This is a genomic window from Trichococcus shcherbakoviae, assembly GCF_963666195.1.
In the GTDB taxonomy this organism is placed as follows: Bacteria; Bacillota; Bacilli; order Lactobacillales; family Aerococcaceae; genus Trichococcus; species Trichococcus shcherbakoviae.
Map to the genome: position 1 here is coordinate 179525 of NZ_OY762653.1, position 20526 is coordinate 200050.

The 20526-nt window shown below is 48.6% G+C and carries 17 protein-coding genes; 6 read left to right on the forward strand and 11 right to left on the reverse strand.

The features are described from left to right. Positions 1-171 precede the first annotated feature (171 nt). Both ACKPBX_RS00745 and ACKPBX_RS00750 read left to right on the forward strand, forming a co-directional pair. A complete protein-coding gene (locus ACKPBX_RS00745; protein WP_180687933.1) occupies positions 172-1320 on the forward strand; it encodes a hypothetical protein in 1149 nt (382 codons plus the stop codon). Positions 1321-1333: 13 nt separating this feature from the next. After that, positions 1334-2011 (forward strand): PspA/IM30 family protein, encoded by a 678-nt coding sequence (locus ACKPBX_RS00750; RefSeq protein ID WP_319995740.1) that lies wholly within the window; start codon positions 1334-1336, stop codon positions 2009-2011. 157 nt (positions 2012-2168) lie between these two features. On the opposite strand, the gene ACKPBX_RS00755 is transcribed toward ACKPBX_RS00750, so the two are convergent. Then, positions 2169-2720 carry a tyrosine-type recombinase/integrase gene (locus ACKPBX_RS00755; protein WP_086627914.1) on the reverse strand — a complete coding sequence of 184 codons (552 nt, stop codon included), beginning with the start codon at positions 2718-2720 and terminating at the stop codon, positions 2169-2171. A 370-nt stretch (positions 2721-3090) separates the two neighbouring features. Between ACKPBX_RS00755 and ACKPBX_RS00760 the strand changes: the two genes are divergently transcribed. Both ACKPBX_RS00760 and ACKPBX_RS00765 read left to right on the forward strand, forming a co-directional pair. Then, the gene (locus tag ACKPBX_RS00760) at positions 3091-4059 is read left to right on the forward strand and encodes a DUF1002 domain-containing protein (RefSeq protein WP_168173163.1); all 969 of its coding nucleotides are present in this window, start codon (positions 3091-3093) and stop codon (positions 4057-4059) included. Between the two features lie 190 nt (positions 4060-4249). Next, on the forward strand, positions 4250-4966 hold the full coding sequence (locus ACKPBX_RS00765; RefSeq protein ID WP_319995741.1) for a M50 family metallopeptidase: 717 nt from the start codon (positions 4250-4252) through the stop codon (positions 4964-4966). Between the two features lie 67 nt (positions 4967-5033). Here ACKPBX_RS00765 and ACKPBX_RS00770 read toward each other — a convergent pair whose 3' ends face one another. From ACKPBX_RS00770 to ACKPBX_RS00790, 5 genes are all read right to left on the reverse strand, one after another. Further along, a complete protein-coding gene (locus ACKPBX_RS00770) occupies positions 5034-5414 on the reverse strand; it encodes a hypothetical protein (protein ID WP_119093624.1) in 381 nt (126 codons plus the stop codon). Between the two features lie 132 nt (positions 5415-5546). Next, the gene (locus tag ACKPBX_RS00775) at positions 5547-6812 is read right to left on the reverse strand and encodes a diaminopimelate decarboxylase family protein (RefSeq protein WP_119093625.1); all 1266 of its coding nucleotides are present in this window, start codon (positions 6810-6812) and stop codon (positions 5547-5549) included. After that, complete coding sequence (locus ACKPBX_RS00780; protein WP_319995742.1) at positions 6809-7513, reverse strand: TrmB family transcriptional regulator; 705 nt, start codon at positions 7511-7513, stop codon at positions 6809-6811. Before ACKPBX_RS00780 ends, ACKPBX_RS00775 begins: the two co-directional genes overlap by 4 nt. Positions 7514-7668: 155 nt before the next feature. Then, positions 7669-8286: a uridine kinase gene (gene udk, locus ACKPBX_RS00785; RefSeq protein ID WP_086627909.1), complete on the reverse strand. Its 618-nt coding sequence runs from the start codon at positions 8284-8286 to the stop codon at positions 7669-7671. Positions 8287-8428: 142 nt separating this feature from the next. After that, positions 8429-9367 carry an AEC family transporter gene (locus ACKPBX_RS00790; protein WP_319995743.1) on the reverse strand — a complete coding sequence of 313 codons (939 nt, stop codon included), beginning with the start codon at positions 9365-9367 and terminating at the stop codon, positions 8429-8431. A 221-nt stretch (positions 9368-9588) separates the two neighbouring features. Here ACKPBX_RS00790 and ACKPBX_RS00795 point away from each other — a divergent pair, with 221 nt between their 5' ends. Next, positions 9589-10308, forward strand: coding sequence for an IS1096 element passenger TnpR family protein (locus tag ACKPBX_RS00795; protein ID WP_319995744.1), 720 nt, complete (start codon positions 9589-9591; stop codon positions 10306-10308). A 269-nt stretch (positions 10309-10577) separates the two neighbouring features. Continuing rightward, complete coding sequence (locus ACKPBX_RS00800; RefSeq protein WP_319995745.1) at positions 10578-11546, forward strand: hypothetical protein; 969 nt, start codon at positions 10578-10580, stop codon at positions 11544-11546. Positions 11547-11615: 69 nt separating this feature from the next. Here ACKPBX_RS00800 and ACKPBX_RS00805 read toward each other — a convergent pair whose 3' ends face one another. The 5 genes from ACKPBX_RS00805 to ACKPBX_RS00825 all read right to left on the reverse strand — a co-directional run bounded on the left by ACKPBX_RS00805 (position 11616) and on the right by ACKPBX_RS00825 (position 20432). Further along, positions 11616-11846: a helix-turn-helix domain-containing protein gene (locus ACKPBX_RS00805; RefSeq protein WP_086627905.1), complete on the reverse strand. Its 231-nt coding sequence runs from the start codon at positions 11844-11846 to the stop codon at positions 11616-11618. A gap of 76 nt (positions 11847-11922) precedes the next feature. Further along, entirely contained in the window at positions 11923-13179 is a 1257-nt protein-coding gene (locus ACKPBX_RS00810) for a hypothetical protein (RefSeq protein WP_086627904.1), read from the reverse strand. A gap of 178 nt (positions 13180-13357) precedes the next feature. Next, a complete protein-coding gene (nifJ, locus tag ACKPBX_RS00815) occupies positions 13358-16897 on the reverse strand; it encodes a pyruvate:ferredoxin (flavodoxin) oxidoreductase (RefSeq protein WP_319995746.1) in 3540 nt (1179 codons plus the stop codon). 234 nt (positions 16898-17131) lie between these two features. After that, positions 17132-17926, reverse strand: a complete 795-nt coding sequence (locus ACKPBX_RS00820) for a carbon-nitrogen hydrolase family protein (RefSeq protein ID WP_319995747.1) — start codon at positions 17924-17926, stop codon at positions 17132-17134. A gap of 100 nt (positions 17927-18026) precedes the next feature. Next, complete coding sequence (locus ACKPBX_RS00825; protein ID WP_319995748.1) at positions 18027-20432, reverse strand: GW dipeptide domain-containing protein; 2406 nt, start codon at positions 20430-20432, stop codon at positions 18027-18029. Positions 20433-20526 lie beyond the last annotated feature (94 nt).

Consider the following 20526-nt stretch of genomic DNA (forward strand, 5'->3'; position numbering starts at 1 on the left):
TTCTGATTTTGTCGATGATATTGTTACATTAATCGTCAGAAAATCTGACATGCATTTTTCTGAGGGCTGTAAGTGTTGTCATATTTATCCAATGGCTTTAAATTGACAGCGCTTACGCACTGTGATAGATTGACTTTGATGAGGAAAACAAGTACTCAAGGAGGTGTATGTATGGCAAGAGGAGGCGGTGGCGGATCACGGGGAGGTGGTGGTTCTTTCGGCGGCAGCCGTGGTGGCGGAGGCCGCAGCAGCGGTGGTCGCGGCAGTTCTTTTGGAGGCGGATCCTTCGGCGGCAGCAAAAGCGGTCGTGGTGGCGGTAGCAAAGGAAGTAGTGGATCTTTTGGAGGCGGCGGGTTTAATATCCCCCGTTCTTCCGGTTCAAGCGGTCCGATTTTCCGGAGTGGCCCCATTATCAGAGGCCCATCTTCCGGCGGTCCCAATTATTCTGGTGGTAGCCCTAGAGGTGCTCCGGGCTGCGGTTTAGGCTGCGGTACGATCGCATTGGTCGTGATTATTTTGGCTATTGTTTTCGGTTTGATTTTCTCCTTCAATACGGGATCTTCTCTTTCCGGTTCGGGCGGGAACAACGAAATCACCCTTTCTACAGTGGAACGGGAGCCCCTTCCGGATGGTTCGGTCACGGAAACGGATTATTACACAGACACGATTGGTTGGATCGGAAACCGCTCTGAATTGACCTCGGGGATGAAGCATTTCTACGAGAAAACCGGCGTGCAACCCTATCTTTACTTGACGGATGACATCAACGGTTCGACGAATCCCTCGATGGAGGATTTGGAAAGCTTCGCGAACGAAAAATATGATGAACTATTTGCCGACGAGGCCCATCTGCTGTTGGTATTTTTCGAATATCAGTCCAGCATGTACATGGATTATTATGTAGTCGGTACCCAGGCTGCCACTGTCATCGATACAGAGGCCGGCGATGTCCTGCTTGATTACATCGATTCCTATTACTATGATGACAACAGAACGGACGAAGAATTCTTCAGCGATGCTTTCCGGGATTCCGCGGATCGCATCATGGAAGTGACGCGTTCCCCGTGGATCGCGGTTCTGATCGTTTTCGGCGTCATTATCCTGCTCGCCCTTCTGTTCTTCTGGTGGCGGCATGCCAAAAAACAAAAGAATCTGGAAGCACAGCAAACGGAAGATATTCTGAAGACGCCGTTGGATACGTTCGGTAATACCGAGGCGGAGGAACTTACGAAAAAATATGATGCCGATGTCCCGCAGCAAGTCGATACCAGCCCTACCCCGCAGGCAGAAGACGCAACCAAGGAAGACACGAACCCATAAGGAGGAAACGGAAATGGCAATACTGGAGAGATTTTCGGATATCATCAGTGCGAACATCAATGCTTTGATCGACAAAATGGAAAATCCGGCAAAAATGATCGACCAATACCTGCGAGATATGATGGAAGATTTGGCTGAAGTCAAAAGAAGCACAGCCGGCGTCATGGCGGAAGAGACCCGGACCAAGCGTTTAGTCGATGAAAACCAGGCGGAAGTCATCAAATACACCGATTATGCCAAAAAAGCCTTGGAAGCCGGCAATGAGAACGATGCCCGCATTTTCCTGACCAAAAAGCAGGAATTGGAAAATGTCGGTGCAGGATTGGCTACTTCATACGCCTCGGCTCATGAAAATGCCGTCAAGATGCGCCAGATGCATGATAAACTGGCAACCGACATCGAAACGCTCAAATCCCGCCGTGAAATGATTAAATCCAAGATAGCGGTCGCCAAAACCCAGGAAACCCTCAACAAAGCAACGGATTCCATCGCGAGCACAAAAGGTGCCATGAGCTCCTTCGAACGGATGGAAGAAAAAGCCGACAAAATGTTGGATCAGGCTAATGCGATGTCCGAGTTGAACATGACACCGATCGACGAAGCGAAAGCGCTGGAAGAAAAATACGCAAGCCAAGGATCGGCATCTGTAGAAGAGGAACTTGAGCAAATGAAAAAAGATATGGGAGTGTAATCCATATCATACTTACAAAAAGTGCACCCTGCCATTTTGAATGGCAAGGTGCACTTTTTTGCTGATTTTGCGGAAACGCATTTTGAGGCGATTTCAATCGGGAATGTGTACCCACCATCACGAAACTCTCTCAAAACACGTTATTTTTTTACGGGTGTTAAAATCCGAAATCGACCCGTTTGTATACGTTGTTGATGTTCTCCTGGGTGATGTCGATATAACGGAGCGTGACCGCCTGCGAAGAGTGCTGAAAGATTGTTTGGAGCAGGGAAATATCGACGCCCTGCTTATAGGAATGATAGCCGAAGCTCTTTCGCAGCGAATGGGCGCTCAAGGTGATGCCGATCATATCCCCGGCATGCGCGATGATGCGGTGTGCTTGCGTACGCTTGATATGGCTGTTCTTGTCGGCGTTGGAATAGAACAAATAATCTGTCGCATCCAGCCCTTCCCTTTTAACATAATCCGAAATGGATTGCTTCAAGCGGTCATGGATGGCCAACTCTTTCTTCTTGCCCGTTTTCATCTCGACGATCTGATACGACTCTTTCCCCAGTACTTGCCCCACCTTCACGTTCAGGATGTCGCTGATGCGCAGACCTGTCCGGATAGCATACTCCAGCAACAGGCGATTTTTCGAATATGGCGGATAAACGTCCATCAATGTTTGAATTTGGCTGATGTCTTTGATTGCATGAGTGGTATTCACTGAAATGTCCTCTTGTTTCCTCTATTTTAGCCCTCCGATATCCGGGGTTTTTCGGTTGATTTCGATAAAAAAAGCATACCATTTTGGTATTGATAAATCAACGTTTTATGAGGAACACAATTATACATGTGTTCCCCCTTTTGGTGTCTCATTCCCAACTTTTGACAGGCTGCAGAAACGACTTTTGAGACGATTTCGCGCATGGTTATGGCCAACTATGCGCGAAACGAAACGACACGACAGGCTCTTTTGGGGAATACTTTGACTTTGCGTCGCAGAAGCTTCATAATTATTTAAAGAAATGATAATACATTTCGTTGTTTATCTTTGATACAATACAAGCATGCTACGAAAGAAAGAAGGTTAAACCATGAAACTGAAAAAAATGATGACAGTAGGTCTGGCTTCGTTGACCTTATTGGGAATTACCGCTCCGGCAGCGTTTGCCGATAAAGTCGCAATCGAACCGATCTTCACTTACGGCGAGAGTCTGAACGCCGCCCAACTGGAGGAAACCAGAGAAACGCTGGGAGTAGCCGAGGGAACGAACGAGTTAGTCGTGGCAGTCAATGAATTGAACGGCTTGCTTCAGGATGATTACCCTTATAGCCAAGTCTATTCGAGCACGTACATCACGCCTGCCGACAGCGATGGTGCTGTTTCAGTGGAGATTCTGACTCCTGAAACCATTACTGCGATCACAGAGGCGCAGTATAAAAATGCTGCCATCACAGCGGGCGCAGTGGATGTGGACATCAAGGTAGCGTCTGCTGTCAAGGTTGACGGATCCGGCGCTTTGGCCGGTGTCTACAAAGCTTTTGCTGATTCAGGAAACACACTGGATGCAGCGGCCGTGGAAGTCGCCCAGGAAGAACTGGCTGTCACTTCTGCAGTAACCGAGGAAAACCAAGCCGACAGCGGCTATTCGGATGAATTGATGAACGCTGCGATCGTGGAAATGAAACAGGACATCCAAGAAGCCAAGGATGCGAACAACGGTAACATCAGCGCTGACGACATCCGTCAAATCGTCGAGGATGTGCTGAAGAACTACAACCTTGACACCATCCTGTCTTCGGACAACATCACGAACATCCAGAACCTCATGATCAATTTCGGCGACATCAATCTTACTGCGGCGCAGAAAGAACAGATTGCCGCTTTCGGTGAAGAACTGCAGGCAACCGGCGGAGAATTGTTCGAGCAGGCAAAAACGGCCTGGAGCAATGTTGATCAGGAACAACTGAAGGAAGACAGCATGGGAATATGGGAATCCATCGTCCAATTCTTCACGAACCTTTTCGGCGGCAACGACAGCACTACAACTGAAACCGAATAACCGAAGCATCGCTAGCAACATAATGAAGAAGCCTTCCTTTCTGTATCCGTCGAAAGGAAGGCTTCTTGCTATCTAGGGATTCAATTGGAATCAATCATGATAATTCCCTATCGTCTTCACAAAAAAATTAAATTTGCATGTTATCCTCTTGAATGAGTACTGATGCATTTATTGAAAGGAGGATACCCGTATGATAGACCTTCCCCTATTGCTTGCCCTTTTTGTTGCGGTGGCCTATTTCACCTTTTCCAGCCGCGGCATGCTGGCGTATACGTTCGGCATTTATCTGGATCTTCCCAACGTCATCATCCATGAGTGCGGCCATGCTCTTACAGCGCGCTTATGGGGCGGAAGCATCCAGTCGATAAAATTCAATGTCCTTCCCTCAATCGTCAAAAGCGGCGGCATCCTCGGTTTGGCCGAAATCGGAAACCGCAGCGGGTTGGGTATGTTCTTTAGCCTGCTCGGTGGTTATGTATCACAGGCGTTGTTCTTTGTGGTAATGTCCTATCTCTATTTACAGGGACTGCTGCTTTGGATCATTCCGCTTTTTTTGGGCGTCTATTTGCTTACCAATTTGTTGGCGCGGGAAAAAAGTTTTTGGCAGAACCTGATCATCCTGATTGTGATTGGTTGTTCCATTCTGCTTTACCGGAACGACTACAGCTTCCTTTTGCGGATTTATCAGTCAGTGGACGTCATCACAATCGGTTTCGTCGTCTGGTATATGCTTGGTTTGGCCCATCAATTTTTCATTGTTTTGCTTTTGAAAAATGACAGCCATTGGGACGGAACAGCCTTGGCGACAAAAACATATATCCCTACCATCATCTGGAAAGTTCTCTTTCTCATTGCAATGGGCGGAGCCTATTTCGCCCCCTCTTGGCTGCAACTACTGTTGGTTTGAATCAGATAATCCAAAAAGCTGAAGAAACGCCTCTATAATGGCATTTCTTCAGCTTTTTTTGCTGGTTTTATCGTTGGGCCAGATGTGCTTCAATTTTGGCAATGTCCATCAAATCTTTTTCCCGGCCCAGCTGCTTCTTCATAACGATGACTGATTCCAGGCTCGCGACCGGAACCCCCTCGATCATCGTGATATCCCCTCTATGCCAATCCTCGAAAATTTCCACATCATCGCTGTAGATCACCTTGCGGGCGAAAGCGCCTTGTTTGATCGGGTATCCCTGAGCAACTAAAGCTCGGAACGCTTCCCTGGTGCAGCTGATGTCTATATCCTTTGTTTCCTCTTTTATGCCATGCATAACCAGTGCCGTCCCGGTGATGACGCAATAGTCACCTGACTTCAACGGAAGCGCCGAAACACTTTCCTTGATTGTTTCTTTTTGGAACATATCTTTCACTCCTCGCTTGTTCGTCCAGGGAACATTATATCATGCAATCAGATCAATTTCTTGAAGCGAAACAAAAAAAGAGGGGCCATCGAGCACATAAACTGTTCGATGGCCCCTCTTATTTGATTCCGTTTATTTCACGTCTTTGAAAAGACCCGTAAAGTCGAACGTTGCAAAGTAATCCGCTGGCGTTTCCGGGCGACGGATCATTTCCGTGCCGCCGTCTTCCTTCAACAGGATTTCAGCCGAACGCAATTTCCCGTTGTAGTTGTAACCCATCGAGAAGCCGTGCGCTCCTGTGTCATGGATCACGACCAAGTCGCCGATGTCGATTTTAGGCAGCATGCGGTTGATGGCGAATTTGTCGTTATTTTCGCATAATCCCCCGGTCACATCATACAGGTGATCCGCTGGCTGATCTTCTTTACCCATCACGGTGATGTGGTGATAAGCACCGTACATTGCCGGACGCAACAAATTGACTGCGCTGGCATCCAGACCGATGTAATCTTTGTAGATGTGCTTTTCGTGGATGGCCGTTGCCACCAAGCAACCGTATGGCCCAAGCATGTATCTGCCTAGCTCCGTATAGATCGCAACATCACCCAAGCCGGCAGGCACCAAGATTTCTTCGAACGCCTTGCGCACACCTTCGCCGATTTTCGCTACATCCGCAGCTTTTTGTTCCGGCAGGTAAGGGATGCCGATTCCGCCTGAAAGGTTGATGAAAGTGATATCTGCGCCTGTTTCCTCCTTCAGTTCGACGGCAGTCTGGAACAGGATGCCCGCAAGGATCGGATAGTACTCATCCGCAACGTTATTGCTGGCTAGGAACGAATGCAGGCCGAAGTGTTTCACGCCTTTTGCCATCAACTTTTTGAAACCTTCAGTCAATTGTGGACGTGTGAAGCCGTATTTTGCGTCTTCGGGTTTGTCCATGATTTCATTGTTGATCGTGAACTCTCCGCCTGGATTGAATCGGCAGCTGACCGTTTCCGGCAATCCGGCTGCTTCTTCCAGGAAATCGATGTGGGTAATGTCATCCAAATTGATGGTCGCATTCAGTTTGCGGGCGAATTGGAAGTCTTCCTTAGGTGTCACGTTCGAAGAGAACATGATTTCATCGCCTTTGAATCCGAGCGCATCGGCCATCATCAACTCTGTGTAGGTCGAACAGTCCACGCCGCAGCCTTCTTCCTTCAGAATCTGCAGAATGGCCGGTGTCGGTGTTGCCTTCACAGCGAAGTATTCTTTGAAGCCTTTGTTCCAGGAGAAAGCCGCATTCAATTTGCGCGCATTCTCACGGATACCTTTTTCATCATATAAATGGAAGGGAGTCGGATACTGTTGTACAATTTCTTCCAATTGCTCTTTTTCAACAAATACTTTTTTTGTCATTTCGCTTCAAATCCTCTCATCATTTCGACTACTTTGATTTCGTTCTGCAACGATTCTTTCAATAAATCAACTACATTTTTCTTCCCGGAATACAGACAAGTGGAAAACTCTCCCTCATCGATATCACCAGTCAGAACGGTCGTGGAATCCACGATGATTCGTACTTGCTTCTTCGGCTTCTCCAAAACATGAACAGTCATGCCTTCCTGAGGGAAAGGCGTATCGGTTATGACGACCATTTTAATGCCGCGCTGATGTGCTGCTTGCATTTCCGTCAAAAGTTCCGGCAGGATATTCCCGGACACGGACAAGTAGACGCGAGACTTCGATTCTGAAATCATATTGCGCATTTTGTCCATTATGCGCTGTTCGCCTGTGATGGTTATATACCCCTCCGCATCTTCTCTTCTTTGGGGGATATTCTTGATCAATTCCTGCTTGGATTCCTGTAGGGATCGGATTTTGTTCCCACAGAATTCCTCCACAGGTACCGGGGTATAACGGGTCGTCTCCCCTTCGATGATGAAGGCCGCTCCTTTTTCAACCAACGAGGCCAATGATGCATAGGCGTTCGACCGTGAAATGCCGGTTATCTTCGATACTTCATAGCCGTTCAGGTCCCCGTCCGAAAGCAAGGTCAGGTAGATGGTCGCTTCGTGCCTGGTCAGGTTAAATCGCGTCAACAATTCTGTGTTATCCACTGAATAGATCCTCTCATTTCAATGCGTGTTCTGCTTTTTTGACAGTAGTATTACTGCATAGGAACACTATATACTATTTCCGTTTTCTTGTCTATTTCTAATGCTTTTTTCATGTAATATTTTTTTGAATTTATTTGCTTGAAACATACAACTTTTTAAACATGGTGATGGCTGTAGTGCTCAACCAAGTCCCCGAGCATATCGGTGGCGATGTCGTTCTGGCCTCCGCGCGGCACGATGATGTCGGCTTGGATTTTGGACGGCTCGATGAAGGCATCGTGCATCGGTTTGACGGTCGTCAGATAGCGGGCGATCGTACTCTCATACGTGCTGTTTCTTTCGCGGATATCCCTCTCGATTCTTCTGATCAAGCGGATATCCGGTTCCGCATCGACAAATATTTTGATGTCGATCATGGAAACCAATTTGGGTATGGCCAAAATCAGGATCCCTTCTAGGATGACGACCGGCTTCGACTCGATCGGGGTCGTCTTTTTCGAACGCGCCTGCAGACCGAAGTCGTAGATCGGTGCCTCGATGTCTTGTCCAGAACGGAGTTTTGCCAAATCAGCTATCAGCAGTTCGTTATCGAAGGCATTTGGGTGATCGAGATTCAGGTTTTCGCGTTCAATTGCGCTCAGATGCGTTTGATCCTTGTAGTACCAATCCTGCGATACATAGACGACATTGCCCTTGCCCAGTCTTTTCGCGATTGTTTTTGCTACGGTTGTTTTGCCGGCTCCCGATCCTCCGGTAATCCCGATGATGATCATCTTTATCGTCCCCTGTCATAAGATGGTTGTGGTCCTTCTACATCCATTATAAGCTTTCACTGGGCCATAGGCGAACGCCAACGGACAAAAAAGGAAACAAGTATCTGCTTCAGCGGCAGATTCTTGTTTCCGTATATAGGATTCAAATCAAAAATAATGATTTGAGGACCGTTATGAACACAACCAAACTGAACATCGACAAGATGGTAGTGAAAACGACGATTTGACTTGCCAAATCCGGGTCCCCGCCCATCTGTTGGGCCATCGTGTAGCTGGATACGGCCGTTGGACCGCCCAGCATCGTCATCATCGGCACCAGATTTTCTCCCGTCAATCCGTAAAGGACAGCCAGCGTAAGCCCGATTATCGGGATCAGAACCAACTTGAATAATACCGTCACCGCCAGTTGGATCCGTGCATTATTCAAGGCGTCAAAGCGGAAAGTGCCGCCCATAACAATCAATGCCAATGGTGTGACCAGGCCTTTGATTCCGCTCAGCGTGTCGTCGAGGAACAGAGGGAATTTCAATCCGGAAAGACTGATCAGTATCCCGATGATTGTACCGATGAACATTGGGTTCTTAAGGATATCCAAGAGGATGCGACCGGGTTGGATTTTATGATCCGAATAGATGGAAAGTGCCACGACCGACAGAACATTATTCAAAGGAACGATGACCGCAATCAGTATCGATGTCATCCCCAATTGGCTTTCCGACAACAATGAAGTGGCAATCGGCAACCCGAACAGCACAAAATTTGAGCGGAACGTACCTTGCAGCATCACCCCGCGTTTGGCATTGTCCTTTTCGATCCGCGGAATGAATAAAGCAAAAAGCAAGAAGAAACTTAAAGTAAGTCCGACAGCGAAAAAGAGCACATCCACTCTGAAGGTGCTTCTGACATCCGCTTCGTATACGTTCATAAGGAGATTGATCGGCAAAAAGAACCGAAAAATGGCATTATTCAATTTTTGATAAGTCGTTCCATCCAATAGTTTGGCCCGCAATAACCCCTGGCCGATCAACATGTACAACAATAAAGGCATTACTGCATTCACTGCAATGGAAAAATTCTCCAACTGATCCTCTCCGTTTCTGAAAGTAAAATTAATGATGATTTAGTTATTTGATTAAATCAAGGCTGATTCAAACGACAATATCAGTGTACCATAGATTTCTAATGATGGAATATTGATTACTCGACCTTTGGACTTTCGATTCATAGTCTATGCGTTATTCTTTGCTCGTACCCTCAATAAAGCGTTATACTTGAGTAAAGCAGAGAACAGGGGTGCTCAAGATGATTTATGAATTCAGGATTGCTGTCCGAGACATCGGCGTGCCTATATGGCGGGATATCCAGGTGACCAGCGATGAGACTTTCTACGACTTCAACAGCATCATCCAAGCAGCATTCAGTTGGAGCGGTTTTTTCGAACACCGTTTTGAAATTACGCGCTCCGGGGGGAAAGACCTCCTTCCCATCATCATCGAGGAGACACCGTTGGACACCTTGGAAGATTATACGGACGAGAGCGACCTCAGGGAATATTCCGATGAGGAACGTGAAGATGTGGATGAAATCGAAGAAAATGACTACGACTATTATGATGAAGACGACAGCGCGGAAAATGAAGACCAAACGCTGCAAAAATTTTTCACAGATATCGATGATGCGGCGACCTACATCTATTTCACGGATGCCGTCATTGAAGTGGATATCCACCTCACGGAGATGGTTGTGCCGCGAGAAGATTGTAGCTATCCGATTTGCGTAGCCGCGGAAAATGCCAGTCCCGACGAAATGGAAGACCGCACCACGATTCTGCAGAATCGGGATAAATTGAAACTGACGGACACAAAAGAGTTGGTCCGTTTGATCAACTTTGCATTATCCCAGTTGGGCGACTCGGATATTTTCGACACGGAATATGAAGACTTTGGATCAGAATATGCAATCGATACAAGCTGGGATGATGCGTTGCCTGATGAGACGGAAGATTCGCCGCCAAATTTCTGATTCATCCTTCAAATTACGAAGCATACCGCTCATTTAGCGGTATGCTTTTTTGGTGCATCCTGACATAGCACCCTCACTGTTGGTTGCTTCGGCTCAGGTTTTTTGTCATATGGTGGCCCAGGTCATACTTTCTTAACAAAATAATCGTCATTCCGAAACAAATGAATCATAAATCTGTGTTATGATGTCCCTTGAATGTTCCTGAACAGTGGAAACAGTTTTGGTGCTTCTGTTGTTCAGAGCAAATTGACATACAAGGGGGCTTTGGTATGACCTACCCGATCATCATCGTTTTTCTTCTTATCCTGACGTTTATCCATATCATGAAAAAACGCAACGGCAAGGAATCCAGATTTCCGTTCACATCAGTGATTCTCGGCATGCTTTTCGGCTACCTGCATCAGGCTACTGCTATCGGCAGCATCATCGGCATTCCGGATCTCGGCCTATACATTTCATTGGGATTTTTCAGTATCGCAACGTTGCAGGTCCTGCTTGGAAAAAGCAAGCAGAAACGCGAATCGAATGCCCGATTCCGCAGCGGCGTATCCGGCTTGATCATGGGGACCGGGTTCCTCTATCTCCACACCCGAACAGCCACCGATCAACTGATAGCTGGCAGAACAGGCATTTCCGATTTGACGCTCTACGTGGCTATCGGTTGCTACGCCCTGGCATTTCTGTCCTTTTCGGCCAACTTGAATAAGCTGCTGAAGAAGCAAGACACACATTTCAGAAACGGTGTGCTCGGTGCCCTGTTCGGCACCGTTTTCCTTTTCCTGGACAGGCAAACGGTGGCCGGCGATTTTTTGGCGAACATAACCGGGCAGAACAACCTGCTTCAGTACGCCTCACTTGCTAGCTATGGAATTTCCGTCTTCAGCATTCTTATGGAGGGCAACAAACGCTTGAAAGTGGCCAGCGGAAATACCAAACGGGCAATCCTGTGCGCGGGTTTGGGGGCATTATTAAGATATATCCATCTCCGGACAACACTGGATGACCTGTTGGGTGTTTCCGGTTGGATGGGCGCCCTCTCGTCCGGTCTCTTCATCGCAGCAGCAGTCTTCTTGGCGTTGGATCTGTTCAAATCGGGCAAATTCAAAAGCAAGAAGCGCTCTTCTGTAAAGTCGACCAAACAAACGAAACCTGTCTTCACACCGGAACAGCCAGCCGTCGAAAACGCGGAAGCAAACGGCCTCTCGCGGTCTGAATACAGATGCAAACAAAACAGGTAAACAGCGCAAATCATTACCTTCCAAAACGACAAAAACAGCGGTCTCTCATCATAAGAGAGCGCTGTTTTTTTAATCCTCATCCTTAATGTCAGGATCTTCCGGCAGAGGCGTGTTCATATAGGCCTCCAATTCGTGTTTGTACTTTTCCCTTTGTTCAATGAAAAAATTGAACTGATCGCGGTTCAGCAATATGTCATCATCCACTCTGATCGTGCGGATTTGGCGCTCGCGGATCAAACGATGGATTTCGCTGACCGGAACTTCCAGATAGTCGGCCGTTTCCTGAATATTCAAATACATAATAACACCCTTCATAAAACTCATTTCATTCATTTTACACCAAATCTGGAAAATTCGGGCGAAATTTTCTGTCCCATCAGCGCAGGCGATTGATATCGGGATTGAAGTAGTTCTTCCGCTTGACCCAGACAGGACCGTCGCTTTTCGTGATCAGGAGCACATCGATCGGTCCGCCGACCGTTTCCATCGAAAAGGAAATTTTCCCTTTGAAGGAGGTGATGTTGACCAAAGTTTCAGCTATCAAAGCGAGTTCCTCTTTCGGCATCGAATCAATCGTCATCAGTACGGGGGTCAAATGCCTCTCTTGCTTCATGTTTTCGAAGGCATTCAGGCCCGATTCGACCAGCGTTGCCTTCACTTTGTTGATTTCCGGGGCATCACTTTCCTTCAGCAACTTTTTCTCGGTCAGTTCCGAAACAAATTTTTCCAGTGTGGCGCGGAGCAGTTCCCCGAGGTCGGCCTCCAGATCCGGCGCTATGCCGTTTATGACAGTATGGACCATATCCTGCTGCGCAAATGGGACAATGGCCGAGGAACATCTGTCTTCGGCAAAATCATTCATTACGATTTGGCGCACAGTCAGCCGTTTTTTGATCACCCTGTCGACGACGCCGGATATGTCGTACTGGTAGATGCTGGGGAACAGCTCATCGAAGCCGAAGCCAGCGATAACCAGGCCGGAGTAGGTGTCGGGATAGTAACTGTCGCTGTATACGTAATTCCTGACAATCTTGTATAGATCCGCCTTGAATTTATCGTAGAGGTTTAAGCCCAAGAACACCGTATCGAATAGCTCCTTAAAAACCTCATCCAGCTTCTCCCCGTAACGATCAGTGAAAACTTTGATCGGCGCCTTTTTGGTGATGCTCTTCATCTTTTCGCTTTCTTTCAGCAAAGCGGGAATTTTTTCCTCGACAGCTTTTTGGTAATCCGCCAGAGTGAAAGCACCGGGAGACGGTATATAAGTCGTATTTTCCAAAATATTGCAGACATTCTCCGCATAGCCGATGATGAGCACTTCGGTGTAGATTGAGGAGTAGATTTCATCCACACTCTCAAGATAATTGAAGAATTCGGTGCAGTAATCCGAGACCGTATCCAACGGTCTGGCCCCTATTTTCTGATGGAACCCTGTAACGATAATCTCCCATGGAATCCCCATGAATTGTACATTCCCGAACATCATGATGGCCACCGAATGGCTCGGCCCCAGCGAAAAAATCTTATTTCCGGAATTGAATATTTTCATTTGTTCGCTGTTCCCCATCGTCAGAGCGGAATCAGCTGCAAGCACCACTCCGTTCGCGTTCAATATCCCTACTTCTGCCGTCATAACGGTTCCTCGCTTTCTTTACAAGCCCATTCCCCAAAAGCGCTTTCTTTCCTTCATTATAGCCTTCCCCATGCCTTTTCTCAAAACATTAGGATGCGGTAGTAACTTTGGATGCTGCCTGAACGCAACAAAAAAAACCAGTCACCACGATTAGACGGCGACTGGTCCGGATTTAAAGCTAGTCAGTATACGATTCCAAGCGTGCATAGGACTGATAACGGTCTTTTGCAGCAAGGAGGCTTTCGTCAAAAATCGCCTGTACATGCTCAGCATCATACTGGTTATACAGTGAAGAATAGCGGACCTCTTCCATCAGGAAATCCTGGAAACGTTCAAATTGCGGTTCCTTAGAATCCAACTTGAATGGGTTTTTCCCTTTCAGTTTGTTTTCCGGGTGGAAGCGGTAAAGATGCCAATAACCGACATCCACAGCATCTTTTTCGTGTTCCTGCGATACGGTCAACCCGCACTTGATGCCGTGGCTGATGCATGGCGAGTAGGCGATGACGATCGAAGGACCATCGTAGGCTTCCGCCTCGGAGATGACTTTCAGGGTATGGCGCGGATTCGCGCCCATCGCAATCTGGGCGACATAGACGTAGCCATAGTTCATCATCATCATGCCCAAGTCTTTCTTGCGGACTGGTTTGCCGCCGGAAGCGAACTCGGCGATGGCGCCTAGGTTGGATGATTTCGAAACCTGTCCGCCTGTATTGGAATAGACTTCCGTATCAAGCACGAGGATATTCACATCTTCCCCGCTTGCGAGAACATGGTCGATACCGCCGAAGCCGATGTCATATGCCCAGCCATCTCCGCCGATCATCCAAGTGGATCGCTTCATCAGATAGTCTTTATAGCCGACCAAATCGTTGATCAGCTGTTGGGTTTTCTGATCCGTTGTGTCCGCAGTTTCCAAAGCCTGGATGTACGCTTCGGCTAATTTGCGGGCGCTGTTTTTGTCGTTGAATCCCTCAGTCCAGGCTGTAGCGGCCGATCTGAGCGAATCGTCGATCTGCAGGTTCAAGAGTTCTCCTGTCAATTCCAGTGTCCGTTGACGCAGTTGTTTCGTCGCGTGGTGCATCCCCAGGCCGAATTCCGCATTATCCTCCAATAAGGAATTTGCCCATGATGGTCCGCAGCCTGCTTCATTTGTCGTATACGGTGTGGAAGGTGCCGAGCCGCCATAGATGGATGAGCAGCCTGTCGCATTCGCGATCTGCATGCGATCGCCAACCACTTGGGTGACCAATTTGATGTATGGTGTTTCGCCGCAGCCGGCGCAGGCACCTGAAAATTCGAACAACGGTTTTTCGAATTGGCTGCCTTTCACCGTGTTGATGCCGACAGGATTTTCCTTGTGCGGCAGACGGATCATGTAATCCCAGTTATTATTTTCCTCGAGATGGTCCTCGCGGTTTTTCATCTCGATCGCTTTTTTGCGCGCCGGACAGGTCAAGACGCAGATGCCGCAGCCTGTGCAGTCGGCAGCGGACACTTGGATCCGGTATTTGTAGTCTTTGTATGGGCGCATCCCATCCAGGAATTCCACACCTTCAGGGGCATTGGCTGCCTCGTCCTCGGTGGCCAGGAATGGTCGGATGGCGGCATGCGGACAAACGAATGAGCATTGATTGCACTGGATGCATTCCTCAGGATTCCAGATCGGGATCTGGACGGCGATTTCGCGTTTCTCGTATTGCGTCGTCCCTTGCGGGAAAGTACCGTCAGCCCGGTCCAAAAAGGCGCTGACAGGCAATTGGTTGCCTTCCATCCGCTCCATCATGCTGGCGATGTTCCGGACAAAATCCGGTTGGTCATTCAATACTTCCGGCTCATCCTGCGCATCCTTCCAGCTATCCGGGATGCTGATTTTTTGGACAGCTTCCATACCGGCATCGATTGCTTTCTCGTTCATGGAAATGATCGCTTCGCCTTTATGCCCGTATGATTTGCGGGCCGCTTCCTTCATGTACTGCATCGCCTCTTCAGCGGGTATGACCGGCAGAATTTTGAAGAAGGCCGCTTGACAGATCGTGTTGATCCGCCCGCCCAGCCCGAATTCCTTGGCGAGGTTGATGGCGTCGATCGTATAGAAGGCGATTTCGTTTTGGGCGATGTACCGTTTCATTTTGGCGGGCAAACGCATTTCGAGATCCTCGGCCCGCCAATTGGTATTCAGCAGGAAAGCGCCGCCTGGCTTCAGGTTCTTCAGCATGTCGTATTTTTTGACGTAGGCATGGTTGTGGCAAGCCACGAAATCAGCCTTTTCGATCAGATATGGCTCATGGATCGGCTCTTTGCCGAAGCGCAGGTCGGAAATGGTGACCCCGCCCGATTTTTTCGAATCGTAGGAAAAATAAGCCTGTACGTGCATATCGGTGTGATCTCCGATGATTTTGATCGAATTTTTGTTGGCTCCGACTGTCCCGTCAGAACCGAATCCCCAGAATTGTGCCTCAAACGTGCCTACCTGACGGACGTCGATCTGTTCATCGATCGCAAGCGAAAGGTGAGTGACGTCATCATTGATGCCGATCGTGAAGGGATGTTTCGGTTCCTCTTTTTTCAGGTTTTTATAAACTGCAAACAGTTGCTCCGGTGTTGTGTCCTTCGAACCCAAGCCATAACGGCCACCGATGATCATCGGACGATCAAGGCGATTGTTGAAGGCAGCCACGACATCCAAAAAGAGCGGTTCGCCGATGGAGCCGGCTTCTTTCGTGCGGTCAAGTACCGCGATCCGTTTTACGGAGTCCGGTAAAGCCTTCAAAAAGTGACTGACGCTGAATGGACGATAAAGATGCACATTGAGGACACCTACTTTTTCCCCTAAACGATTCAGGTAATCCGCCGTCTCGCAGGCTGTTTCATACACGGAGCCCATGCAGATGATGACCCGCTCGGCATCCGCATCACCGTAATAATTGAACAGGCGGTAATCCCGGCCGGTCAACTGGTTCATTTTTCCCATATATCCTTCGACAATTTCCGGAACAGCATCGTAATATCTGTTCGCGGCTTCTTTGGTCTGGAAAAAGACGTCGGGATTCTGAGCCGTTCCCCGCAATGTCGGGTGGTTCGGGCTGAGGCTGCGGTCACGGAAAGCTTTCAAAGCATCCTGGTCCAGCATTTCCGCGAGGTCGTCATACGCTTGGACCTCGATTTTTTGGATTTCATGCGAAGTCCGGAAGCCGTCGAAGAAATGCAAGAACGGCACGCGTCCCTTGATTGCCGCCAAATGGGCAACAGCTGCCAAGTCGGTCGTTTCCTGTACGCTGGAGGATGCCAACATAGCATAGCCCGTTTGCCTGCAGGCCATCACGTCGGAGTGGTCGCCGAAGATGGAAAGCGCGTGGCCCCCCACCGCACGTGCGGCAACATGGATGACGGATGGCAACAGTTGCCCGGCCATTTTGTATAGGTCGGGTATCATCAGCAACAATCCCTGCGATGATGTGTAGGAACACGCCAAAGCGCCAGCTTGCAGCGCGCCGTGAACAGTTCCTGCTGCTCCGGCCTCGGATTGCATCTGGGTCACTTTCACGGTTTGGCCAAAGATGTTCTTGCGGCCCTCCTGCGCCCAATGATCGACAGCATCTGCCATTGGTGAAGAGGGTGTAATGGGATAAATCCCTGAAATTTCTGTAAAAGCGTAAGATGTATAGGCTGCGGCCGTATTGCCATCGACAGTCATATACATTTTCTCGTTGGACATAAAGGATTCCTTCTCTCAAATCGTATAGTTCACATACAGCGGGTTATTTTTCTGATGTTTTTCGACCAAGAGTCGCAGAAAATGACGAGCTGGTGCATTCGTGTGATTTCATTATAGCAAAAAAGTAAGTGCTCCGGTACACAAAGAAAGGCGTTTATTCCTGAATTTCCAAAAGCTTAAAAGTTCTTAATGCTATTATTAGCCATTTCATTTTGAATAGTCGCAAAAAACATTTCACTCCTTAACTGGCGGAGTGAGGATAGGAATTTGCCTTCTGACGGAGGCGACACGATCGAGATCCACTGTCACAACCGCCACTTCTTCCTCAAAACCAAGTTGGGTCAGGACGCTTCCCCATGGATCCGCAACAAGCGAATGGCCGTAAGCATGGTAACTGAAAGCGAGATCGCGGGCAGGACTGACCCCCACCATGAAGAGTTGGTTGTCGACTGCTCGCCCTCGGAACAGCAATTCCCAATGAGCAGGTCCGGTCGTCATATTGAACGCACCAGGCACAATGCAGACGAGGGCTCCTTGTTTTTGAAGCAGCTCCCAGTCGCTTTGGAATCGGACGTCAAAGCAGATGCCCAAGCCGAAGAGGCCGAATTCGGTCTGAAACACGCCCATTCCGTCCCCTGGCGTCAGCGTATCTGATTCTCTGAACGCTTGTCCGCCGTCGACTTGGATATCGAATAAATGGGTTTTGCTGTAGTCATGGATCTCTTTTCCTTGGCGATCGAACGTATAGCTTGTATTGTATATTTTATTTTCCTTGATCTGGGGAATCGATCCGCCGACCACATAGATGGCATTTTCTTTCGCCATCTCCGAGAGCCTTCTGTAGGTTTCCCCGCCTTTCGGCTCAGCGTATTCTCTGAAATAGGCGTTATCATAAGGACAATTGAACATTTCCGGGAGCACCGCCAGATCCGCTCCACCATGTGCCGCTCTCTTGACCAATTCCTCTGCCCGTTTTAGATTCGCTTCCTTATCCGCTGTGACCATCATCTGGAGCAAGGCTATTTTCATCCCATCACCTTCCTATTCGTTTTTATCAGTATAACGTTTTACTGCCTAAGTGTCACAAAAAGCAGGGACGCCTGAGTGTGGCCGTCCCTGCTTCTCAATTTTAATAGACTACAACCGGAGTGCCGACTGGATAACTGTAATACAAGGTCCGGACCGCTTCATACGGTGTGTTGACGCAACCGTGCGAACCGTAGTAGAGGTAGATATCGCCACCATAGCCATGCGTCTGCCAAGGCGAATCGTGCAAGCCGACCATGTTGCCAACAAACGGTATCCAGAAGCTTACGGGCGAAGCATAGTCCTCACCGATCAGAACAGATGGGGATTGTTTAAATGGCTGGATGTAGAACAAACCTCGCGGTGTGGCGTTATTCGCCGATGGTTTTCCAGTGATGACTGGAGCAGAAACGAGCATCGTCTCACCTTTATAGGCCCAGACGCTTTGGTGGCTCAAGCTGACGATGATGTAGCTGTTGCCGATGTAGTAAGTGACTCCCGAGTTGCTGCGGAAATACCCGTTGATCACTGTCCAATCCGGACCTTTAGCATAAGTCGGCAATCCCGATAGTGCGGCTTTGTCCACCCATCCGATGTAGGTGCCGTTCAGGGAAATGAGGACATAATGACCATCCGCTGATTCCTTGATGGCATCGACCTTTTGTCCGACATAACTGTCCGTGTTTGTCCGCCACTGGTAACCGGCATAGCCCCAAGGCAACGTGTCGACCGAAAAACCGGCTTTCGCGATTGTCGGTGAATAGTTCACGACGGTTCCACCGGAAATATTCTGTGCCTGGGATCGGTTATTGAAATCCCCCAATGCCTTTTTATCGATCCAACCCAATTTTTTTCCGTTCAGTGAAAGCAGCACATACGCTCCGTTTGCTGTCTCTTTCACAGCCTCAACTCGCTGCTCCAGGTAGTCGGTTGAAGTGGCCATCAGTTGATAGCCGGCGTAACCCCATGGCAGACTGTCTATCGAATAGCCCGGTGAAGTGACGGCTGCCGTGTATGCAACTACGACCGCAGAGGCTACATCCTGGATTTTTGCCGGAACCACGATATCGGTAAGTGCCCGCTTATCAACCCATCCCAATCGGGCCCCGTTGGAAGAAATCAAAACATAAAGGCCGTTCGGCGATTCTTGGACAGCTTGGATGCGCTCTCCAGTATGGTTGCTGGTCGTGTCGATTTGCCCGTATCCGGAATATCCCCAAGGCAAGCTATCGATAGAAAAGCCAGCTGCTGCGATAGTTGCTTTATAATCCACTGGTATACCCGTTGCCAGCTCCTGTACTTTGGGTTCGACATAGATGTCGGTCAGTGCCCGTTTATCGATCCAGCCCAATCTGTTGCCGTTCTGTGTGATCAGCGCAAAGAGGCCGTTGGCGGTCTCCTTGACTGCTTGTACGCTTTGATTCAAGTAAGCCGAACTTGTTGTCATTTGAGCATATCCGGCATAGCCCCAAGGTAAACTGTCTATGGAAAAGCCGGCTGCTCCGATTCGGGCAGCATAGTCCACCGTCAACGCTGAGGTAATATCTTGCACTTTGGGTTGACTGTAGATGTCCGACAGAGCACGCTTGTCGATCCAACCCAACTTTTCTCCATTGAGGGAAATCAGCACGTACTGACCATTTGCGGTTTCTTTTTCAGCCTTTATTTTCTGATCCAAATAAGCTGTGCTCGTTCCCATGTACATGTAGCCAGCGTACCCCCAAGGAAGAGTATCGATTGAAAAATCTTTCCCGCTGATGCGTGCAGTGTAATCAACCGCAATCGCTGAAGCAAGGTCTTGTACCTTAGGTATGATGACAATATCGGATAAGGCGCGCTTGTCTACCCAACCCAACTTTTCTCCGTTCAGCACTGCCAATGCGTAAAGACCGTTCTGCGATTCTCTGATCACCTCGATTTTTTGACCCACAAAATCGTTCGTCATGTAGCGGAAAGCATAGCCGGTATAGCCCCAAGGCAGACTGTCGAGCGTAAAGTCTCCTTTGGCAATGACAGCTTTGTAGGAAACGGCAACATCCGAAGAGCTTTCCTTCACTTCGGGTAGTGTTGGAACATCCGCTGCAGTAATTTCCACTGCGGGGGCAGAATCAAGCGGAGTGGCAGTGCTTGGTTGAGGTTCGGCTTCGGTGACAGCTGGTATCGATCCGGTCACCGGAGGGATACCCTCGTTGCTTGCAGGCACCACTGCTTCAGGTTCTTCCGATGAGGTTTCCGAAGGCGCAATCTCTGAAAGATCCGGTGTTCCAGTCACCGCCTCCTCTGGCGGAACATCCGCTGCTTTGTCTGTATCCTCATAGAGGATGGATGATTGCTCAAGCATATCCGGTGTTTCTGTTTGGGACGACTCGCTCCCGATGGTGCTACTTTCATTCTCTGCAGCAGTTTCCGCAAAAACTGAGGGTGCCGGTGCCATCATTAGCGCGGCTGTGGACAGACCGCATACCATAACAGCACACCATTGAGATTTGACTTTACGCATTTTTTTCATGACTAACCCACCAATCTGTTCAATTATTATCAGGTTCTCTTAGTTATTATGCAAAGTATGTGATGAAAGTGACTCGTGTACCCACTTCATATTT